This window comes from Variovorax sp. GW531-E2 (assembly GCF_059423125.1).
Map to the genome: position 1 here is coordinate 16,361 of NZ_JBWKXQ010000011.1, position 17,411 is coordinate 33,771.

A 17,411-nucleotide genomic window follows, 5' to 3' on the forward strand; every position below is an offset into this window, starting at 1 on the left:
TCAGCCCGCCCTGCGCGCCGTCAGCCACTGCGACGGCGCCAGGGCCGCCGCCACCACGCGCACCTCGCCGATGTGGCCGAAGAAGCCGTCGGCGCGCGCACCGTCCCACGAGCCGCCGCCCACCACCCAGGGGGCGGTGGCCTTCAGCGTGGCCAGGCCCGGCACGGCCGCCGAGTTGCGCAGCACCGGGGCGCCCTCGACGTACATCGTGGTGTCGTGCGACACCGGGTCGTTGACGATGGCGATATGCACCCAGCGGTCGGCGAGCACCTCGCCCGACCAGTTGGCCTTGGCCGAACGCGTGCCCGTGGTGTTCGGCACCACCTCCCACTGCACCTCGCGCAGGCTCGAGATGGCGAAGAGCATCGGCGGCGATTCACCGTCACCGCCGGTGTAGCCCGCGAGTTCGCCGCGGCGGCCGTCGCGCGTCATGATGTTCATCCACGCGTGCAGCTTGCTGGTCCAGCTCTTGTCGATCTTGACGAAGGCCTCGACGGTGTAGCCGTTGTCCAGCGTCTGCGCATTGATCGGCGCCGAGGCCTCGGTGAGGAAGTAGCTCATCCGCGCCTTGTTGGTGTTCAGGAAGCGCACCGAGCCCGGCGCGGCCGAGAGGCGGTGGCGGTCGTCGGTCCACACGACGTCGCCGTCGGCCGCGCCCACCACGCCGTTCTGGTTCAGGGCATCGCGGCGCAGCGGGTTCACGCCCGTCACGTCCGCGATCACGGTGCCCGGCAGCACCGGCTGGTTCACCGCACCGCCGACGAAGCGCCAGTGCGCCAACGTGTTCGCGACCTTGGGGTAGTCCTCCGCATCGGCGGCGGGCCGCTGCACGGTGGCTTCGGGGTCCTTGTAGTTGGCCAGGATCAGCGCCTTCGCCTGCTCGACCAGCGACTGCTCGACCGTGGCCTCGCCCGCGGCAAAGCCCTTGTTGAAGCCGGCGAAGCGCTGCGCGAAATCCATCTCGATGGTGAAAGCCTCGTTGGGCGTGGTGAGCACGGCCTGATCGAAGGCGTTCAGCGTGGCAGCGGGCTTTTGCGGCACCCAGGGCGAGAACGACAGCACCTTGATCTGCTTGTTCGTCAGGTCGAACTCGTACAGGCGCATCAGGCCGTTGCCGCCCTGGTAGGCCATCTGGTAGTCGACCACCATCTCCTCGACCTTGTGGCCGAAGTCGTTGATCTTCGTGAGGTGCGCGGCGCCGTGATGATGGCCGTTGAGCGTCATGAAGATCTGGTCGTTGTCGCGGATCAGTTTCTCCCACAGCATCTTGCCGTAGTCGGTTTCCAGCGGGCTGGTGCCGTCGGGCGCGATGTTGAGCAACTGGTGGTTGACCAGGATCACGGGCAGCGTCGGGTTCTTCGCGATCACCTGCCGCGCCCATGCGATGCCCGCGTCGGACACGCGCCACGACAGCGACAGCACCATGAACTTCTGGCCCTGCGCCTCGAACACGTGGTACTCGTGGAAGCCGCTGGTGTCGCGCGCGCCGAAGGTGGCCTGCTTCTTCGCGCGCTCGGTGCCGAACCACTGCAGGTAGGGCTCGGCGGCCAGGTTGCGGGCGGCGTCGGTGCCGTTGACGGGGTCGACGCCGTAGTCGACGTCGTTCAGCACGTCGTGGTTGCCGGCCAGCACGCTGTAAGGCAGCTTCGCGTCTTCGAGCACCTTCATGGCCGCATCGGCCACCTTCCACTGGTCGGGCTTGCCGACCTGATCGACCACATCGCCGAGGTGGATGGTGAAAGGAATGTGCAGCGCCTTGGCGTTGGCGGCGATCCACTTCGTCTGCGCCGCGAAGGGCGCGCTGCCGAAGCGCTTGTCGTACTGGTCGCTCTCGGCAGCGGTGGCGTAGCGCGCGTAGAACTGGGTGTCGGGCATCACGGCCAGCGCGAAGCTCGAACGCTTGCTCACGGCAGGTTCTGGCGCGGGCGGGTTGGGCGCCGGTGCGGGAGCGGGCAGCGGGCCGAAACCGGCGCTGCCGCCGCCACCACCGCCGCAGGCGGCGATGAGGGCGCTGCTGCTACCGACGGTGAGCAGGGAGGCGCCGAGCTTGAGCATCTGCCGGCGTTGCGGGACGCGTTCGGTGTCGGGAGCGGAGGGGGAAGAAGAAGAAGACGGGGAAAGCGGAAGCGCGCGTGCGCCGCGCGGGTCGACGGAATCGGACATGACAAGAGAAAACGTTGGGAAGCACCCAGCGTAGGTCGCGGCCATGACTCGGTCATGTAGGGCCCATGACACTTCGCCCCCGAAGCGCCCTCCCCTGAACCCGGTTCAGGCCTTGGCCGCGCGCCCCGACGGTTCGAGCACCACCATCCGCCACGCACACAACGTCCCTGCCACCGCCAGCAGCGCCGCCAGCGCGAACATCGTGCGATACCCCAGCTCCTGCGCCACCGCGCCGCCGAGCAGCACGCCCAGCACGCCGCCGAAGCCGTAGCCGATCACCGTGAACAGCGCCTGCCCGCGTCCGCGCAGGTGGCCGGGGAAGCGACGCGACACCACGGCGATGCAGGCCGTGTGGTGCGCCGCGAAGCTCAGCGCATGCAGCCACTGCGCGATGACCAGCGCCGCGATGAAGCCGCCGAGCCCGGCCGTGAGGCCGAGCCGCGCCACGCCCGCGATGCCGCACACCAGCATCCAGCGCGGCATCGGCAACAGGCCGATGAGCCGGCCCTGCAGGAAGAACCAGACGATCTCGGCCACCACCGACAGCGCCCACAGCAGGCCGATCGTGCTTTTGCCGTAGCCGATCGAATCGAGGTACAGCGAGAAGAACGCGTACACCGAGAAGTGCGACATCACCTGGAAGAACAGCGAGGCAAAGAACCAGCGCACGGCGGGGATGCGCAGCACGGGGCCGATGGGTTCCTTCACGGCGTCGTGCGCGGCCGGCGGCTCGCGCAGGTCGGGCAGCTTCATCGTCGCGAGCAGCACCACGGCCAGCGTGCCGGCGGCCCAGTACGGAAAGTGCTTCATGCCGAAGCGCTCGAACCACTCGCCCGCGACGAACACGGTGACCAGGAAGCCGGCCGAGCCGCACAGGCGGATGCGCCCGTAGCGGCCCCAGTCGCCCGCGACGATCTGCGCCATGGCCGCTTCGGTGAGCGACATCATCGAGCTGGTGTGCGTGAACATCACGAGCAGCACCAGCGCGAGCCACCAGGCGCCGCCGTGCCACCACAGCCCGAAGGAGCTGGCCAGCGCCACCGCGGCGCTGAAGCGCAGCAACTTCACGCGCTGGCCGGTGTGGTCGCTGAGCGCGCCCCAGGCGTAGGGCGCGAAGACGCGCGTGATCGATTGCACCGAGGCCAGCAGGCTGATCGTGAAGATCGGCAGGCCCAGGTCCTTGAGCCACAGCGGCAGGTAAGGATTGAAGAAACCGATGTGCGCGAAGTAGCTGGCCGACAGGCCAGCGAACGCCAACAGGTGGCCGCGCCCGGCGGCCACAGGTGGCGGCGTCGACACTACAGGAAGGACGACTGCGGCGACGCAGCTTCGCTCTTCTCGACGGGCGGGTTCACGTCGCCGCACTGCGCGCGATTGCGCAGCACGTGCTCCATCACCACCAGCGCGAGCATGGCTTCGGCGATGGGCGTGGCACGGATGCCCACGCACGGGTCGTGGCGGCCCTTGGTGATGACTTCGACGGGGTTGTTGTTCACGTCGATGGACTGGCGCGGGCTGATGATCGAGCTGGTGGGCTTGATCGCGATGCTCACCTCGAGGTCTTGCCCCGAGCTGATGCCGCCCAAAATGCCGCCCGCGTTGTTGCTGAGGAAGCCGGTCGGCGTGATCGAGTCGCCGTGCGTGGTGCCGCGCTGCGTGACGCTGTCGAAGCCGGCGCCGATTTCCACGGCCTTCACGGCGTTGATGCCCATCATGGCGTAGGCGATCTCGGCGTCGAGCTTGTCGAACAGCGGCTCACCCAGGCCCACGGGCACGTTCGTGGCGGTGACGCGGATGCGCGCGCCGCACGAGTCGCCCGCTTTGCGCAGACGGTCCATGTAGTCCTCCAGCGCACTCACGTCGGCGATGGGGGCGAAGAAGGGGTTGTTCGGGACGTGGTCCCAGCTCTCGAAGGGAATGGCGATCTCGCCGATCTGCGTCATGCAGCCGCGGAACACCATCCCGTATTTTTCGGCCAGCCACTTCTTGGCGACCGCGCCGGCCGCGACCATGGGTGCCGTGAGGCGCGCCGAAGAACGCCCGCCGCCGCGCGGATCGCGGATGCCGTATTTCTTCCAGTAGGTGAAGTCGGCGTGGCCGGGGCGGAACTGCTGGGCGATCTGCCCGTAGTCCTTGCTGCGCTGGTCGGTGTTCTGGATCAGCAGCGCGATGGGCGTGCCGGTGGTCTTGCCCTCGTACACGCCGGACAGGATCTGCACCGCGTCGGGCTCGTTGCGCTGGGTGACGTGGCGGCTGGTGCCGGGGCGCCGGCGGTCGAGGTCGCCCTGGATGTCGGCCTCGCTCAGGGCCATGCCCGGGGGGCAGCCGTCGATCACGCAGCCGATGGCCGGGCCGTGCGACTCGCCGAAATTGGTGACCGCGAAGAGAGTTCCGAAGGTGTTGCCGCTCATGGCGGGGATTATCCCCACAAAGCGGCAGCCGACTCAGTCGGTGGTGTTTTCCATGCGCTTGGCGAGCGCGCCGAGCTGCAGCTCGATGCTGAACAGCCGCTCGTTCAGCACCGCCGTCTGCAGCCGGATCGCCTCGACGATGGCCTTGGTCTGCGGGTCGGAGGTGCTGTCGGACAGTTCCGCCAGGTCATGCAGCTTCTTGCGCAGTTCGTTGCTCATGGGGCCTCCGTTCGGTCGTGGGATGCGTCGTGGAAGCCCCAGTATGGAGGCTCGTCAACGCTCCGGCAATGCGGCGCCGCCCGGGGGTACGGCGACCTCCTCCGCGTGGGACGCGCCCACCCCGCGCAGCCGCACCGCCACCAGCACGCCGACGAACAGCAGCACCGCGGCGCACAGGCCGGCCACCAGCCGCAGGGCGCGCAGCAGCGCCTCGCGCCCGGTGTCGAGCAGCACGGCGCCGGTGGTACCGGGCAGTTCCCCGGCCAGCGCGACCGCCCCGCCCAGCGTGCTGCGGGCGGCTTCGACCGCGGCCGCATCGGCCAGACCGGCGGGCACGGCGTCGGCCATGGCCGCGCGGTAGATCGCCGCGCCGACGCTGCCGAGGATGGCGATGCCCAGCGCCCCGCCGAACTCGGAGCTGGTCTCCGAGATGGCCGAGGCCACGCCCGCGCGCTCGGGCGGCGCGCTGCCCACAACCAGGTCGGTGGCCAGGGTGAACACCGGCGCCAGGCCGAGCGAAGAGATGACCGCGCTCGTCACCATCCAGGCCAGCCCGCCCTGCGCGGGCAGCAGCACCAGCATGCCGAAGCCCAGCGCCGCCACGCCCAGACCACCGCCCATCACGTAGGCCGGGCACAGGCGCCGCGTGAGCGCGGGCACGATCATCGAACCGACGATGAAGGCGCCGGCGCCCGGCATGCTCCACAGGCCCGCCGCCAGCGGCGGCAGGCCGAGCACCAGCTGCAGATACTGCGCGTTGTACAGAAAGAGCCCGAACATCACGAAGCAGGCCAGCATGTAGGCCCCCAGCGAGACGCTGAAGGCCGGCAGCTTGAACAGGCGCAGGTCGATCATCGGGTTGGCCAGCCGCCCCTGCCGGCGCGCGAACAGCCAGCCCAGCAGCGCACCGGCCGCGATGGCCAGCAGCGACACCGCGTCGGGCCCGTGCTCGGCCACCTGCTTGATGCCGTAGATGGCCGCCAGCACCGCGCCCAGCGAGAGCGCCACACTGGCCAGGTCGAGGGCGCCCGCGTCGGGGTCGCGGTACTCGGGCAGCAGCCAAGGGCCGAGCGCCAGCAGCAGCACCATCACCGGCACGCCGATGAGGAACACCGAGCCCCACGGAAAGAACTGCAGCAGCACGCCGCCCAGCACCGGGCCGATGACGGCGCCGGCCGAGTAGCTCGAGATCCACACGCCGATGGCCACGGTGCGCTGCGCCGGGTCGAGGAACATGTTGCGGATCAGCGAGAGCGTGGACGGCGCCAGCGTCGCCCCCGCCACGCCCAGCAGCGCGCGCGTGGCGATCAGCATGTTGGCGCTGGTCGAGAAGGCCGCAAGCACCGAGGCCACGCCGAACGCCACCGCGCCGATCAGCAGCAACCGGCGCCGCCCGATGCGGTCGCCCAGCGTGCCCATGGTGACCAGCAGGCCGGCCACGAAGAAGCCATAGATGTCGACGATCCACAGCAGCTGCGAGGCGGTGGGCTTGAGGTCTTCGCTGATCGATGGGATCGCCAGGTTCAGCACCGTGAGGTCCATCGAATAGAGCATGCAGGGCAGCGCGATGACGGCCAGCCCCGTCCATTCGCGCGCCGTGGCGCGGGCGGGTGCCGCCCGGTCGAGTGCGCCGCTCATGGGCCGGCTCCGCTGTCGCTTGCCGACCAGGCCTTGCGCACCTCGATGCTGCTCAAGCGTGCCGAGGGAATGCCGGCCGCGAGTTGCAGCGCCTCTTCGTCGCTGTCGGCCTCGACCAGGTAGAAGCCGCCCAGCTGCTCGCTGGTTTCGGCGAACGGCCCGTCGGTGACCGAGAGCTTGTCGTTGCGCATGCGCACCGTGACCGCCGTGCCGGCCGGCTGCAAGGCCTCGGCCACGACGAGCTTGCCGAGCGCCTGCAGGTGGGCGTCGTAGTCGATGTGTTCGTTGATGTAGTGGTCCATGTCCTGCGCCGAGAAGTGGCTCGTCTGCGCGTCGGTTCCGTAGATCAGGCAAAGGTATCTCATGCGGCATTCCCCTCGGGGTTTTCGATCATTTCCATGACGTCGATGGGACGGACTTCGATGGCGCCGTAGCGCGCCATCGGAATGCGGCCCGCCAGCTGGATCGCGGCGTTCAGGTCGCGCGCCTCGACCAGGATGAAGCCGCACAGCTGCTCGCGGGCTTCGGCGTACGGGCCGTCGACGTGCGAGCGCTGGCCCTGGCGCACCTGCACGACCTTGGCGGCGCGCACCGGGCTCAGCGCCTCGGCGGCGATGAAGTGGCCGGCGGCTTCGAGCAGGCGGTCGTAGGCCATCGAGTCGGCATTGAGCGCGCGGCGCTCGTCGGGCGGCAGCGCGCGAAGCACCGCTTCGTCGCAATGAACGAGGCAGAGGTATTTCATGCGGAATCTCCTTGCAGATGTGAGTGAGGACATCACTGGTCGAACGGCGACGGCCGGAATCGACAAGGGGCGTCAAAAATTTTTCGCGTCCGGCAGCGAGGCCAGCTGCCGCTCCAGGAACTGCCGCTCGGGCTGCTGCCGCACCAGCGACAGTGCCTGCAGGTAAGCCGCGCGTGCATCGTCGGTGCGGCCCAGGCGCCGGCACAGTTCGGCGCGCGCGCCATGCGCCAGGTGGTACTTCGCCAGCTCGCCGCGCGCGAGCAGCGCGTCGATCAGCGCGAGCCCCGCAGCCGGCCCGTCGCGCATCGCCACGGCCGCCGCGCGGTTGAGTTCGGCCACGGGCGAGGGATCGAGCCGCAGCAGCACGTCGTACAGGCCGACGATCTGCGGCCAGTCGGTGGCGGCGGCCTCGGCCGCTTCGGCATGCACCGCGGCAATGGCGGCCTGCAAGGTGTACGGGCCGAAGCGGCGCGACAGCAGCGCGCGCTCGACCAGCGCCGCGCCCTCCCCGATCTGCCCGCGGTGCCACAGGCTGCGGTCCTGCGCGTCGAGCAGCACGAGCTCGCCCTGCGCCGAGGTGCGCGCGGCACGGCGCGCGTCGTGCAGCAGCATCAGCGCGAGCAGGCCCAGCGCCTCGGGGTCGGGCAGCAGCTCGGCCACCAAGCGCCCGAGCCGGATCGCCTCGGCCGAGAGGTCGGCGCGCGTCACGCTCTGGCCCGACGAGGCCGCGTAGCCTTCGTTGAACACGAGGTACACCACGCGCAGCACGGCGTCGAGCCGTTCGGGCAGCTCGGCCAGACCCGGCACCTGGTATGGAATGCCCGCATCGCGGATCCGCGCCTTGGCCCGCACGATGCGCTGCGCGATGGTGGGCGCGGGCACGAGAAAGGCGCGCGCGATCTCCTCGGTCGCCAGCCCGCAGACCTCGCGCAGCGTGAGCGCCACCTGGGCGTCGGGCGCCAGCGCGGGGTGGCAGCAGGTGAAGACCAGGCGCAGGCGGTCGTCCTCGAGCGCGTCGGCATCGGGGTCAGCCTCGTGCCAGGCGGGCGCGGGGTCGGCCAGCGTGTCGGTGTGGGCGGTGGCGTCGTCCCACGCCGTGAAGCGCGCCTGCCGACGGATGCCGTCGATGGATTTGAAGCGCCCCGCCGACACCAGCCAGGCGCGCGGGTTGGCCGGCACGCCTTCGCGCGGCCATTGTTCGAGCGCGGCGCGAAAGGCGTCGTGCAGGGCTTCTTCGGCCAGGTCGAAATCGCCCAGCAGCCGCACCAGCGTGGCGAAGATGCGCCGCGACTCGCTGCGGTAGATCGCGTCGAGCGTATCGGCGATCGCCGTCGGTTGTTCGGTCACCCGGTGTCGCCGCCGGCCAGCCAACGCTCGAGCTTGACGAGCGAGCCGGTCCAGCCATGGTTGTGGCCGTCGCGCGCCGCTTCGTCGAAGAACTGCTGGTGCATGAGCACGAGCTCGCAGCCGCCCGCATCGGGTTCGAGTTGCACGGTGACGCGCGACTCGCGCTCGGGCGTGCTGCGCCAGGCCCAGCTGAAGACCAGCCGGCGCTCGGGCACGACCTCGAGGTACGTGCCGCTCACGTCGTGCGTCTCACCGTCGGCCGCCAACATGGTCACGCGAAAGCGCCCGCCCACGCGCAGGTCGACCTCGGCCAGCGGCACGTCGACGATCTCCTCGGGGCCGAACCAGTGCTTCAGCGCTTGCGGGTCGGTCCACGCGCGCCAGACTTTGGCGGGGCTGACGCGGAAGTGCCGCCGGAGCGTGAGCGAGGGGCGATCGGTGCCGGGGCCGGCGTTGGGGCCGGGGGAAGGTTTCGCCATTCGGTGTCCTCCTGGTGGTAGAGAAAGCGCGCCAGGGCATCGAGGCGGCCGGTCCAGAACTTCTCGTAGCGCGAGAGCCACACGGCAGCCTCCTGCATCGGGCCCGGCGACAGCTCGCAGCGCACGACGCGGCCCGCCTTCGTGCGCGAGATGAGGCCGGCGCCTTCGAGCACGCGCAGATGCTTCATGAAGCCGGTCAGCGACATGCCATGCGGTTCAGCAAGTTCGGTCACGCTGAGGCCGCCCTCACCCAGCGCTTCGAGCACGCTGCGGCGGGTCGGGTCGGACAGGGCCGCAAACACGGCGTCCAAGGCATCTGAGTGAACCATGCGGTTGAGTATCTGGAGCGGCCCGTGAGCCGTCAAGCAATGGGCCGTGCGCAGGAACGGTTTATGCATGCTGCATCGCAGCATCATCCCCCGCGAAGGAGCGCCCATGCTGGACCGAACCGCCACCCAGTTCTCCCACGTCAAGCCCGGTGACACCGAGTACGTCTCGGGCGGGTTGCGAGACTTCTTCCTGTACCGCGACCTCGGCATTGCGGCCGCCACGCACGGCAAGGTGATCGCGCACCTGGTCAAGGCCAACATGGCACCGGAAGCGGGCACCGGCTGGCACCGCCACGAGGCGGACTTCCAGATCGTCATCATGCTCAAGGGCTGGGCGCGCTTCATGTACGAGGACAAGGAGACACGCGTCGAGGCCGGCGACGTGGTGCACCAGCGCCCCGGCATCCGCCACTTTCTCTTCGACTATTCGCCCGACATGGAGTACCTGGAGATCGTCTCGCCGGCCGACTTCAAGAGCATCGACGTCGAGCCAGTCTGCGAAATTCCGCCGCCCACGCCCTGGCCCTGAAACCCACGGCCGGCGCGGCTTTGCGCGCCGATAAACTCCTCGCGTCTCACCAGAAACGACAACAACCGAGGAGAGAGAACTTGCGTATTCATACTGCCCGCCTGACGGCCGGCTTGCTGTTCGCGTGCGCCCTGACGGCCACCCACATCAGCAACGCCGCATCCCCCACCACCGCTTCCACAACCTCGACCGCGAGCTCGCTCGAAGCCGAGCAGGAAGCCGCCTTCAAGGCCGCCAAGGCCGTGCAGAAAGCCGGCCCCGCCGACATCACGCTGCGCGACCAGGCCCACCTGAAGCTGCCCGCGGGCTACGTCTGGGTGCCGACGCCCGCCGCCGCGCAGCTCATGCGCAGCATGGGCAACCGCACCGACGACACCTTCATCGGCGCGATCTTCCCTGCCGACGATGGCGACTGGATGGCGGTCGTGAAATTCGTGAAAGAGGGCTACATCAAGGACGACGACGCCAAGGACTGGAACGCCGACGAACTGCTCACGAGCCTGAAGGAAGGCACCGAGGCCGCGAACGAGGAACGCGCCAAGCGCGGCATCCCGGGAATCGAGGTCACGGGCTGGGCGCAGAAGCCGCAGTACGACGCCGCGACGCACCGGCTGGTGTGGTCGGCCCTGTCGAAGAAGAAGGGCAGCGACGGCGGCAACCCCGGCGTCAACTACAACACCTACGCGCTGGGCCGCGAGGGCTACCTGAGCCTGAACCTCATCACCAACGCGAACGACCTCGAGAAGTACAAGCCCGACGCCACCAAGCTGCTCGGCGCGCTGCAGTACGACGACGGCAAGAAGTACGCGGACTTCAATTCGTCCACCGACAAGGTCGCCGCCTACGGCCTGGCCGCGCTGGTGGCCGGCGCTGCCGCGAAGAAGCTGGGCCTGTTCGCGGTCGCCCTCGCCTTCCTGGCCAAGTTCGCGAAGGTCGCCGTGGTGGCGGGCGGTGCCGCGCTGTGGGGCCTCACGAAGCTCTTCAAGAAGAAGAGCTGAGCCTGCAACAGCCCGCCGCGCTCAGCGGCCCGAGAAGCGCGGCGCGCGCTTCTCGGTGAAGGCCTTCACGCCTTCGCGCCCGTCCGCACTGCCCGCGCGTCGGCGCAGCAGGCGGTGTTCCATCTCGAAGTGTTCTTCGATCGGGCGCTCGGTGGCACCCCCGCACAGCGCCTTGATGCCCGCGAACGATGCGGTGGCACCGTTCGCCAGCCGAGTCACCAGCGCTTCGGCAGCCGCCGCCAGTTCGGCGTCCGGGTACAGCGCATCGACTGCGCCCGCCGCCAGGCAGCGCGCGCCGTCGATCGGGTCGCTCAGCATCAGCCATTGCTGCGCGCGCACCGGCCCGATGCGCCGCGACAGGAAATACGAACTCCCCGCGTCCGGCGACAGCCCGATGGCCGCGTAGCCCGTGCGCAGCTTCATCGACTCGGTGGCGAGCACGAAATCGCCGCACAGCGCCAGCCCCACGCCGGCACCGCCGACCGTGCCGTTCACCGCTACCACCAGCGGCGCCGGGTTTTGCGCCAGCCGCAGCAGCGCGGGATGCAGCCGGTCGAGGATGGCGTCAACCAGCTCGGGCAGCTTGTCGCCCGCCGCCACGAAGCTGTCGATGTCGCCGCCCGCGCAGAACACGCGGCCCTCGCCGGTCAGCAGGATGGCGCGCGGTGCCGCTTCGAGCACCTCGTCGATGGCGCGCGCCAGCGCATGGCTGCTCGCCAGCGAGACCGAGTTGGCGCGCTCGGGCCGCTTCAGCACGATGCGGCCGATGCCGTCCTGCACGCCCCAGGCAATGCCTTCTTCGAACTGCATCTCAGATCCCCGTCAGCCCGCCGGTGCACATGAGCGTCTGGCCGCTCACGTAGTCCGACTCGGGCGCGCACAGCAGGTACACCGCGCCGGCCGCCTCTTCGGGCGTGCCGCCGCGGCCCAGCGGGATCGACTGCTCCATCATCGCCAGCAGGCCGGGGTTGACGCCGACCTTGATCTCGCGCCCCTCGATGTTCGCGGTGGTGGCCTCGGCCGTGCTGGCCGTGAGCCGCGTCTGGATAAAGCCGAAGGCCACGCAGTTCACCGTGACGTTCATGCGGCCCCACTCCTTGGCCAGCGTCTGCGTCATGCCGACGATGCCGGCCTTGGCGGTCGAGTAGTTGGCCTGCCCCGCATTGCCGAAGAGCCCGGCCACCGACGAGATGTTGACCACCTTGCGCACCACGCGCCGGCCCGCTTCGCCTTCGGCCTTGGTCAGCGCGCGGATCACAGGCTGCGCGGCGCGCAGGATGCGAAACGGCGCCGTCAGGTGCACGTCGATCATGGCGTACCACTGCTCGTCGGTCATCTTCTGCACCACGCTGTCCCAGGTGTAGCCGGCGTTGTTGACGATGATGTCCAGGCCCTTGAACTCGTTCACCGCCGTGCCGACGAAGCGCTCGGCGAAGTCCGGCGCCGACACGCTGCCGACGCAGGCCACCGCCTGCCCGCCCGCGGCGCGGATGGCCTGCACGGTCTCTTCGGCCGGTGCGGCGTCGAGGTCGTTGACGACGACGCGTGCGCCTTCGCTGGCGAGCTTCAGGGCGATCGCGCGCCCGATGCCGCGGCCCGAGCCGGTGATGAGGGCGACCTTGCCTTCGAGTTTGGGTGTCATGTCTCTTCTCTCTTCTTTCATTCGTTCGTTCAAGGGGTCAGCGCAGCGCCACCAGCGCCTCACCCGCGATGCGCGTCTGGCCGTGCTGGTTGGCGCTGAGCACTTCCACGCGCACGCAGCGCTCACCGTTGTGTTCCAGCTTCTCGACCACGCGGCCGGTGCAGCGCACGGCATGGCCCAGGTGCGTGATGCCCTGGAAGCGCACGTCGAAGCGGCGCAGTTGCGCCTGCGGCACCCATTGCGTGAGCAGCCGGCCGAGCCAGGCCATGCCCAGCATGCCCTGCGCGAACACGTCGGGCATGCCGGCCTTGCGCGCGAAATCGGTGTCGATGTGGATCGGGTTGTGGTCGCCCGAGGCGCCCGCGAAGAGCGCGAGCGTGGTGCGATTCACCGGCGGGAGTTGCAGCGCGGGAAGTTCGTCGCCGACCTGGACGGTGTCGTAGCGGAGGGTCATCGCAGGTTCTTTCTTCAGTGGCGGCAGACGATCACCGTGCGCAGCTCGGCCACGAGTTCGTCGCGCTGGTTGGTGGCGCGCGAGGTCTTCACGACGAACTCGAGCGCGCCGTTCTTCTTGTCGTAGATGTCGCTGATGGTCGAGCGCACCGTCACCGTGTCACCCACGCAGGCGGGGCGGTGGTAGCTGAAGCTCTGTTCGCCGTGCAGCAGCTTGGCCAGCGGAATCTGCAGGTCGGTGAGCAGCCGGTCCGAGGCACCCGAGTCCAGTTCGGCCGCGAACAGGAAGGTGGGCGGCGCCGGCAGGTCCGGGTAGCCGGCATCGCGCGCGGCGGCGGCATCGGTGTAGACCGGGTCGGTCTCGCCGATGGCCTTGGCGAAGAATTGCAGCCGGCTGCGCTCGATGGGCAGCACCGAAGCGGGCAGTTCGTGGCCGATCCATTTCTTGTCGATCATGGGTGGCCCTGCCCTCAGACGCGTTCGTACAGCGTGACCACGCAGGCGCCGCCAAGGCCCAGGTTGTGCTGCAGCGCCATCCGCGCGCCTTCGACCTGGCGCTTCTCGGCCGTGCCGCGCAGCTGCTGGACCAGCTCCGTGCATTGCGCGAGCCCTGTCGCGCCGAGCGGGTGGCCCTTCGACAGCAGCCCGCCGGACGGGTTGGTGACGACCTTGCCGCCGTAGGTGTTGTCGCCATCGACCACGAACTTCTCCGCGCCGCCCACCGGGCACAGGCCCAGCGCCTCGTAGCTGATGAGTTCGTTGTGCGCAAAGCAGTCGTGCAGCTCGACCACATCGATGTCCTGCGGGCCGACACCGGCCGCGTCGTAGACCTTCTGCGCGGCTTCCTGCGCCATGCTGAAGCCCACCACCTCGCGCATGTCGCGCGCCTCGAAGGTGATGGCGCGGTCGGTCGTCATGGCCTGCGCCTTGATGCGCACGCTGCGGTCCAGGCCATGGCGCTCGGCGAAGCGCGGCGAGCAGACGATCGCCGCGGCCGCGCCGCAGGTCGGCGGGCAGGCCATGAGCCGCGTCATCACGCCGGGCCACATCACGGGCGCGGCCATCACCTCGTCTTCGGTGACGACGGTGCGAAACAGCGCCACCGGGTTGTTCGACGCATGGCGACTGGCCTTGGCGCGGATCTTCGCGAAGGTCGACATCTGCGTGCCGTACTGCTGCATGTGGGCCAGGCCGGCACCACCGAAGTAGCGCAGCGCCAGCGGCACCTGCTCGTTGCCGACCAGCTCGTCGGTGATCGATTCGAAGTGGTCGAACGGACTCGGGCGGTCGTTGAACACCGCGCCCAGCGCGCCGGGGCTCATGTGCTCGAAGCCCAGCGCCAGCACGCAGTCGGCCGCGCCGCTGGCCACGGCCTGGCGCGCCAGGAACAGCGCGGTCGAGCCGGTGGAGCAGTTGTTGTTGACGTTGACGACCGGAATGCCGGTCATGCCGACTTCGTACAGCGCGCGCTGGCCGGCGGTGGAGTCGCCGTACACGTAGCCGACGTAGGCCTGCTGCACCAGCTCATAGCCGATGCCGGCGTCTTTCAAGGCGGCGTTGGTCGCGTGCGCGGCCATCTGCGGGTAGGGCTGGTTCGCGCCCGGCTTGGTGAAGGGGATCATGCCGACACCGACGACGTAGACATCCTGGCTCATGAGGGGCTCCTGAAGTGAATGAGTGAGTGAAATGGGAAGAGAAACAGGGCTCAGGCTACGCTTCGTTGGCGCCCTTGCCAAAACGGTTCGCGCAGCCGGGTCTTGAGCACCTTGCCCGCACCCGACAGCGGTAGTGCCTCGACCACCGCCACGCTGCGCGGGCACTTGTAGTTCGCGATCAGCGCCTTGCAGTGCGCGATGAGTGCATCGGCCGCCAGTTGCTGCTGGCCCGGCTTGAGCACGAGCACCGCATGCACGGCCTCGCCCCATTCCTCGCTGGGGATGCCAATGACCGCGCAGGCCGCCACGGCCGGGTGCTGGTTGATGGCGTTCTCGACCTCGGCCGAATAGATGTTCTCGCCGCCGCTGATGATCATGTCCTTCAGGCGATCGACCACGAAGATGTAGCCGTCGTCGTCCATGTACGCGCCGTCGCCGGTGTGCATCCAGCCGCCGCGCACGGCCGCGGCCGTCTGCGCGGGCTGGTTCCAGTAGCCCTGCATCACGTTGGGGCCGCGCACCGCGACTTCGCCCACGGTGCCGCGCGGCACTTCGGCGCCCTCGCTGTCGACGATGCGCACCTCGGTGCAGTAGCTGGCGCGGCCCGCCGAGCGCAGCTTGCCCCGCCGCTGGCCTTCGGCCGTGTGGTTGCGCGCCGGGTTGATGGTGGCCAGCGGCGACAGCTCGGTCATGCCGTAGGCCTGCACGAAGTCCACGCCCGAAAAGGCCGCCATCGCGCGGTTCAGCACCGCCTCCGAGATCGGCGAGGCGCCGTAGGTGATGCACTTCAGGCTGCTCAGGTCGCGCGGCTCGCGCATCGCCGGATGGTCGACCAGCATCTGGATCATGGTGGGCACCAGCAGCGCGTGCGTGACGCGGTCTTGCTCGATGGCGTTCAGCACCGCTTCAGGGCTGAAGGCCGGAATGATCGCGTGCGTGTTGCCCTCGAACCAGTGCGGTGCGGCCAGGCCCATGTCGGCCAGGTGGAACATCGGCGCGGCATGCAGGTAGCAGCCCTCGGGCGAGGCCAGGCCCTCGGCGTGCAGGGCCAGCCCCGAGCTGCCCATGTTGGTGTGGCTCAGCATCACGCCCTTGGGAAAGCCCGTGGTGCCGCCGGTGTAGAAGATGCCGGCCAGGTCGTCGTCGCAGCGGCCGGCGTCGGGCACCGGCGAGGCGGCCTCCAGCAGCGCCTCGTAGCCGAGCATGCCGGGCGGCGTCGGGCCGTCGCCGCAATAGATCACCTCGCGCAGGCTGGTGGCCTGCCCGCGCATCTGCTCGACCACCGGGCGGAAGGTGTCGTCCACCAGCAGCAGCGTGGAGCCCGAGTCGTCCAGCGAGTACAGAATTTCGGCCGCCGACCAGCGGATGTTGCAGGGGTTGAGCACGCCGCCGCCCCAGGGCACGGCCATCTGGTATTCGAGGTAGCGCGCGGAGTTGAGCGCCAGCATGGCGACGCGGTCGCCCTGCTGCATGCCGAGCCCCTGCAGGGCGCCCGCCAGGCGCGCGACCCGCTCGGCATAGGCGCGAAAGCTCAGGGTGCGGCCGGCGGCGCGCACGGCGATCCGGTCGGGGTGCTGCTGCACGCTGCGGTGCAGCGACTGGGTCAGGTACATGGCGGTTGTCTCCGTTCGGTTCTTGTGTGAACGCATGGTAGAAACCGCGCCGTGCCGCGGCGATTGCGCATCGCATCGCCCGCATGGCAGAAAACCTCAATCGACACCCGCGCCGCCACCGGGTCTGATCCGCTCACGCATGCTGCAACCGCCCGTCACCATTCCGATCGTGTTCGTCCAGGGCATGCTCTCGGGCGTGCGCGCGCGCGGCGACGACGCGCCGATCTGCATCGACACCGCGTTGCAGGACGCCGGCATCGCCCCCGCCCTGCTCGACGCGCCGGGCGCGCGCGTCACGGCCGAGCAGTACGTGGCGCTGTTCGCGCTGCTGATGGAGCGGCTGGACGACGAGGCCCTGTGCTTCCTGTCGCGCCGCCTGCGCTGCGGCAGCTTCGCGCTCATGACCCGCGCCACGATGGGCGCGCCCACCCTCGAAGTGGCGCTGCGGCGCGTGGCCCGCACCTTCAGCCTGCTGCAGGACGACCTCGAGATGGTGCTGCTGCACGAAGGGCCGCTCGCGGGCTTCGGCCTGCGGGTACAGGGCATGCCGAGCGCGCCGCTGAACTTCCTGCACGAGCTGATGCTGCGCGTGTACTGGCGGCTCTTTGCCTGGCTGCACGGCGGCCGGCTGACGGCGCGTCGCTTCGACTTCGGCTTCGAGCAGCCGCCCTACGCGGCGCGCTACAACAAGGTGTTTCCCGCGCCGCTGCAGTTCGGCCAGCCGCTGTCGGCCGTGTGGTTCGACGCCAGCGCGCTGGCCACGCCGATCCGCCGCGACGCGCGGGCCATGCGCGACTTTCTGGCCGCCGCGCCGGCCCACGTGATTCTGCCGCCGCTGGGCGAACTGGCCGTGAGCGCGCGCGTGCGCACCGTGCTGCAACAGCACCGTCCGGCCTGGGCCGACCTGGCCACGGCCGCGCGCAGCCTGCACATGTCGGTGAGCACGCTGCAGCGCCACCTGGCCACCGAGGGCACCTCGTTCCAGTCGCTCAAGGACCAACTGCGGCGCGACGTGGCCATCGTGCGCCTGAACACCAGCACCGTGCCGCTGGCGGCGCTGGCCGAAGAGCTGGGCTTTTCGGACAGCGCGGCGTTCCAGCGCGCGTTCAAGACCTGGACCGGCGGGGCGCCGGGGTCGTACCGGCGGCGGCCGAATCCGGAGCCGGACTCGGCCCCCGAGGCTTGAAGCTACC

18 protein-coding genes and 1 pseudogene are annotated in these 17,411 nt (G+C 69.6%); 3 read left to right on the top strand and 16 right to left on the bottom strand.

The genetic code is table 11. The features are described 5' to 3' along the window. The 10 genes and pseudogenes from AC07XP_RS09580 to AC07XP_RS09625 form a co-directional block, all read right to left on the bottom strand. Entirely contained in the window at window positions 1-2,163 is a 2,163-nt protein-coding gene (locus AC07XP_RS09580) for a LamG-like jellyroll fold domain-containing protein (RefSeq protein WP_495264507.1), read from the bottom strand. Window positions 2,164-2,268: 105 nt separating this feature from the next. Then, window positions 2,269-3,462, bottom strand: coding sequence for an MFS transporter (locus AC07XP_RS09585; protein ID WP_095744824.1), 1,194 nt, complete (start codon window positions 3,460-3,462; stop codon window positions 2,269-2,271). Then, window positions 3,462-4,574, bottom strand: coding sequence for a chorismate synthase (aroC, locus tag AC07XP_RS09590; protein ID WP_095947386.1), 1,113 nt, complete (start codon window positions 4,572-4,574; stop codon window positions 3,462-3,464). The genes AC07XP_RS09585 and aroC overlap by 1 nt, the downstream gene beginning before the upstream one ends. A gap of 33 nt (window positions 4,575-4,607) precedes the next feature. Next, complete coding sequence (locus AC07XP_RS09595) at window positions 4,608-4,793, bottom strand: hypothetical protein (RefSeq protein WP_062475744.1); 186 nt, start codon at window positions 4,791-4,793, stop codon at window positions 4,608-4,610. A 54-nt stretch (window positions 4,794-4,847) separates the two neighbouring features. Continuing rightward, window positions 4,848-6,431: an MFS transporter gene (locus AC07XP_RS09600; protein WP_495264508.1), complete on the bottom strand. Its 1,584-nt coding sequence runs from the start codon at window positions 6,429-6,431 to the stop codon at window positions 4,848-4,850. Beyond that, window positions 6,428-6,796, bottom strand: a complete 369-nt coding sequence (locus AC07XP_RS09605) for a YciI family protein (protein WP_062475751.1) — start codon at window positions 6,794-6,796, stop codon at window positions 6,428-6,430. The genes AC07XP_RS09600 and AC07XP_RS09605 overlap by 4 nt, the downstream gene beginning before the upstream one ends. Then, window positions 6,793-7,173, bottom strand: a complete 381-nt coding sequence (locus AC07XP_RS09610) for a YciI family protein (protein ID WP_139703818.1) — start codon at window positions 7,171-7,173, stop codon at window positions 6,793-6,795. The genes AC07XP_RS09605 and AC07XP_RS09610 overlap by 4 nt, the downstream gene beginning before the upstream one ends. A 72-nt stretch (window positions 7,174-7,245) precedes the next feature. Beyond that, window positions 7,246-8,520: an RNA polymerase sigma factor gene (locus AC07XP_RS09615; RefSeq protein ID WP_495264509.1), complete on the bottom strand. Its 1,275-nt coding sequence runs from the start codon at window positions 8,518-8,520 to the stop codon at window positions 7,246-7,248. Then, entirely contained in the window at window positions 8,517-8,999 is a 483-nt protein-coding gene (locus AC07XP_RS09620; protein WP_495264510.1) for an SRPBCC family protein, read from the bottom strand. Before AC07XP_RS09620 ends, AC07XP_RS09615 begins: the two co-directional genes overlap by 4 nt. Before the next feature lie 149 nt (window positions 9,000-9,148). Further along, window positions 9,149-9,538 (bottom strand): annotated as a pseudogene (locus AC07XP_RS09625) (ArsR/SmtB family transcription factor); the annotation flags it as partial. Here AC07XP_RS09625 and AC07XP_RS09630 point away from each other — a divergent pair. Both AC07XP_RS09630 and AC07XP_RS09635 read left to right on the top strand, forming a co-directional pair. Beyond that, the gene (locus AC07XP_RS09630) at window positions 9,435-9,857 is read left to right on the top strand and encodes a cupin domain-containing protein (protein WP_062475795.1); all 423 of its coding nucleotides are present in this window, start codon (window positions 9,435-9,437) and stop codon (window positions 9,855-9,857) included. The pseudogene AC07XP_RS09625 and the gene AC07XP_RS09630 overlap by 104 nt on opposite strands. Before the next feature lie 80 nt (window positions 9,858-9,937). Then, entirely contained in the window at window positions 9,938-10,855 is a 918-nt protein-coding gene (locus tag AC07XP_RS09635) for a DUF2167 domain-containing protein (RefSeq protein WP_495264511.1), read from the top strand. A gap of 21 nt (window positions 10,856-10,876) precedes the next feature. Here AC07XP_RS09635 and AC07XP_RS09640 read toward each other — a convergent pair whose 3' ends face one another. From AC07XP_RS09640 to AC07XP_RS09665, 6 genes are read right to left on the bottom strand one after another with little or no spacing between them, the layout of a single operon-like run. Continuing rightward, the gene (locus tag AC07XP_RS09640) at window positions 10,877-11,665 is read right to left on the bottom strand and encodes an enoyl-CoA hydratase/isomerase family protein (protein ID WP_495264512.1); all 789 of its coding nucleotides are present in this window, start codon (window positions 11,663-11,665) and stop codon (window positions 10,877-10,879) included. Window position 11,666: 1 nt separating this feature from the next. Next, complete coding sequence (locus tag AC07XP_RS09645) at window positions 11,667-12,497, bottom strand: SDR family NAD(P)-dependent oxidoreductase (protein WP_495264513.1); 831 nt, start codon at window positions 12,495-12,497, stop codon at window positions 11,667-11,669. 37 nt (window positions 12,498-12,534) lie between these two features. After that, window positions 12,535-12,951 (bottom strand): MaoC family dehydratase, encoded by a 417-nt coding sequence (locus AC07XP_RS09650; RefSeq protein WP_307636904.1) that lies wholly within the window; start codon window positions 12,949-12,951, stop codon window positions 12,535-12,537. Window positions 12,952-12,965: 14 nt separating this feature from the next. After that, window positions 12,966-13,406, bottom strand: a complete 441-nt coding sequence (locus tag AC07XP_RS09655) for a MaoC family dehydratase N-terminal domain-containing protein (RefSeq protein WP_495264514.1) — start codon at window positions 13,404-13,406, stop codon at window positions 12,966-12,968. 14 nt (window positions 13,407-13,420) lie between these two features. Continuing rightward, on the bottom strand, window positions 13,421-14,605 hold the full coding sequence (locus AC07XP_RS09660; protein ID WP_095947377.1) for a lipid-transfer protein: 1,185 nt from the start codon (window positions 14,603-14,605) through the stop codon (window positions 13,421-13,423). Window positions 14,606-14,655: 50 nt separating this feature from the next. Beyond that, window positions 14,656-16,218: a long-chain-fatty-acid--CoA ligase gene (locus AC07XP_RS09665; protein WP_495264515.1), complete on the bottom strand. Its 1,563-nt coding sequence runs from the start codon at window positions 16,216-16,218 to the stop codon at window positions 14,656-14,658. Window positions 16,219-16,357: 139 nt separating this feature from the next. Here AC07XP_RS09665 and AC07XP_RS09670 point away from each other — a divergent pair, with 139 nt between their 5' ends. Next, window positions 16,358-17,404 (top strand): AraC family transcriptional regulator, encoded by a 1,047-nt coding sequence (locus AC07XP_RS09670; RefSeq protein ID WP_495264516.1) that lies wholly within the window; start codon window positions 16,358-16,360, stop codon window positions 17,402-17,404. The last annotated feature ends 7 nt before the right edge of the window (window positions 17,405-17,411 follow it).

Bases quoted from the DNA above. Each gene is read 5' to 3' on its own strand.
- AC07XP_RS09670 (WP_495264516.1), top strand. From the start codon at position 16,358: ATGCTGCAACCGCCCGTCACCATTCCGATCGTGTTCGTCCAGGGCATG.
- AC07XP_RS09665 (WP_495264515.1), bottom strand. From the start codon at position 16,218: ATGTACCTGACCCAGTCGCTGCACCGCAGCGTGCAGCAGCACCCCGAC.
- AC07XP_RS09650 (WP_307636904.1), bottom strand. From the start codon at position 12,951: ATGACCCTCCGCTACGACACCGTCCAGGTCGGCGACGAACTTCCCGCG.
- AC07XP_RS09610 (WP_139703818.1), bottom strand. From the start codon at position 7,173: ATGAAATACCTCTGCCTCGTTCATTGCGACGAAGCGGTGCTTCGCGCG.
- AC07XP_RS09600 (WP_495264508.1), bottom strand. From the start codon at position 6,431: ATGAGCGGCGCACTCGACCGGGCGGCACCCGCCCGCGCCACGGCGCGC.
- AC07XP_RS09580 (WP_495264507.1), bottom strand. From the start codon at position 2,163: ATGTCCGATTCCGTCGACCCGCGCGGCGCACGCGCGCTTCCGCTTTCC.
- AC07XP_RS09645 (WP_495264513.1), bottom strand. From the start codon at position 12,497: ATGACACCCAAACTCGAAGGCAAGGTCGCCCTCATCACCGGCTCGGGC.
- AC07XP_RS09595 (WP_062475744.1), bottom strand. From the start codon at position 4,793: ATGAGCAACGAACTGCGCAAGAAGCTGCATGACCTGGCGGAACTGTCC.
- AC07XP_RS09655 (WP_495264514.1), bottom strand. From the start codon at position 13,406: ATGATCGACAAGAAATGGATCGGCCACGAACTGCCCGCTTCGGTGCTG.
- AC07XP_RS09620 (WP_495264510.1), bottom strand. From the start codon at position 8,999: ATGGCGAAACCTTCCCCCGGCCCCAACGCCGGCCCCGGCACCGATCGC.
- AC07XP_RS09605 (WP_062475751.1), bottom strand. From the start codon at position 6,796: ATGAGATACCTTTGCCTGATCTACGGAACCGACGCGCAGACGAGCCAC.
- aroC (WP_095947386.1), bottom strand. From the start codon at position 4,574: ATGAGCGGCAACACCTTCGGAACTCTCTTCGCGGTCACCAATTTCGGC.
- AC07XP_RS09630 (WP_062475795.1), top strand. From the start codon at position 9,435: ATGCTGGACCGAACCGCCACCCAGTTCTCCCACGTCAAGCCCGGTGAC.
- AC07XP_RS09640 (WP_495264512.1), bottom strand. From the start codon at position 11,665: ATGCAGTTCGAAGAAGGCATTGCCTGGGGCGTGCAGGACGGCATCGGC.
- AC07XP_RS09660 (WP_095947377.1), bottom strand. From the start codon at position 14,605: ATGAGCCAGGATGTCTACGTCGTCGGTGTCGGCATGATCCCCTTCACC.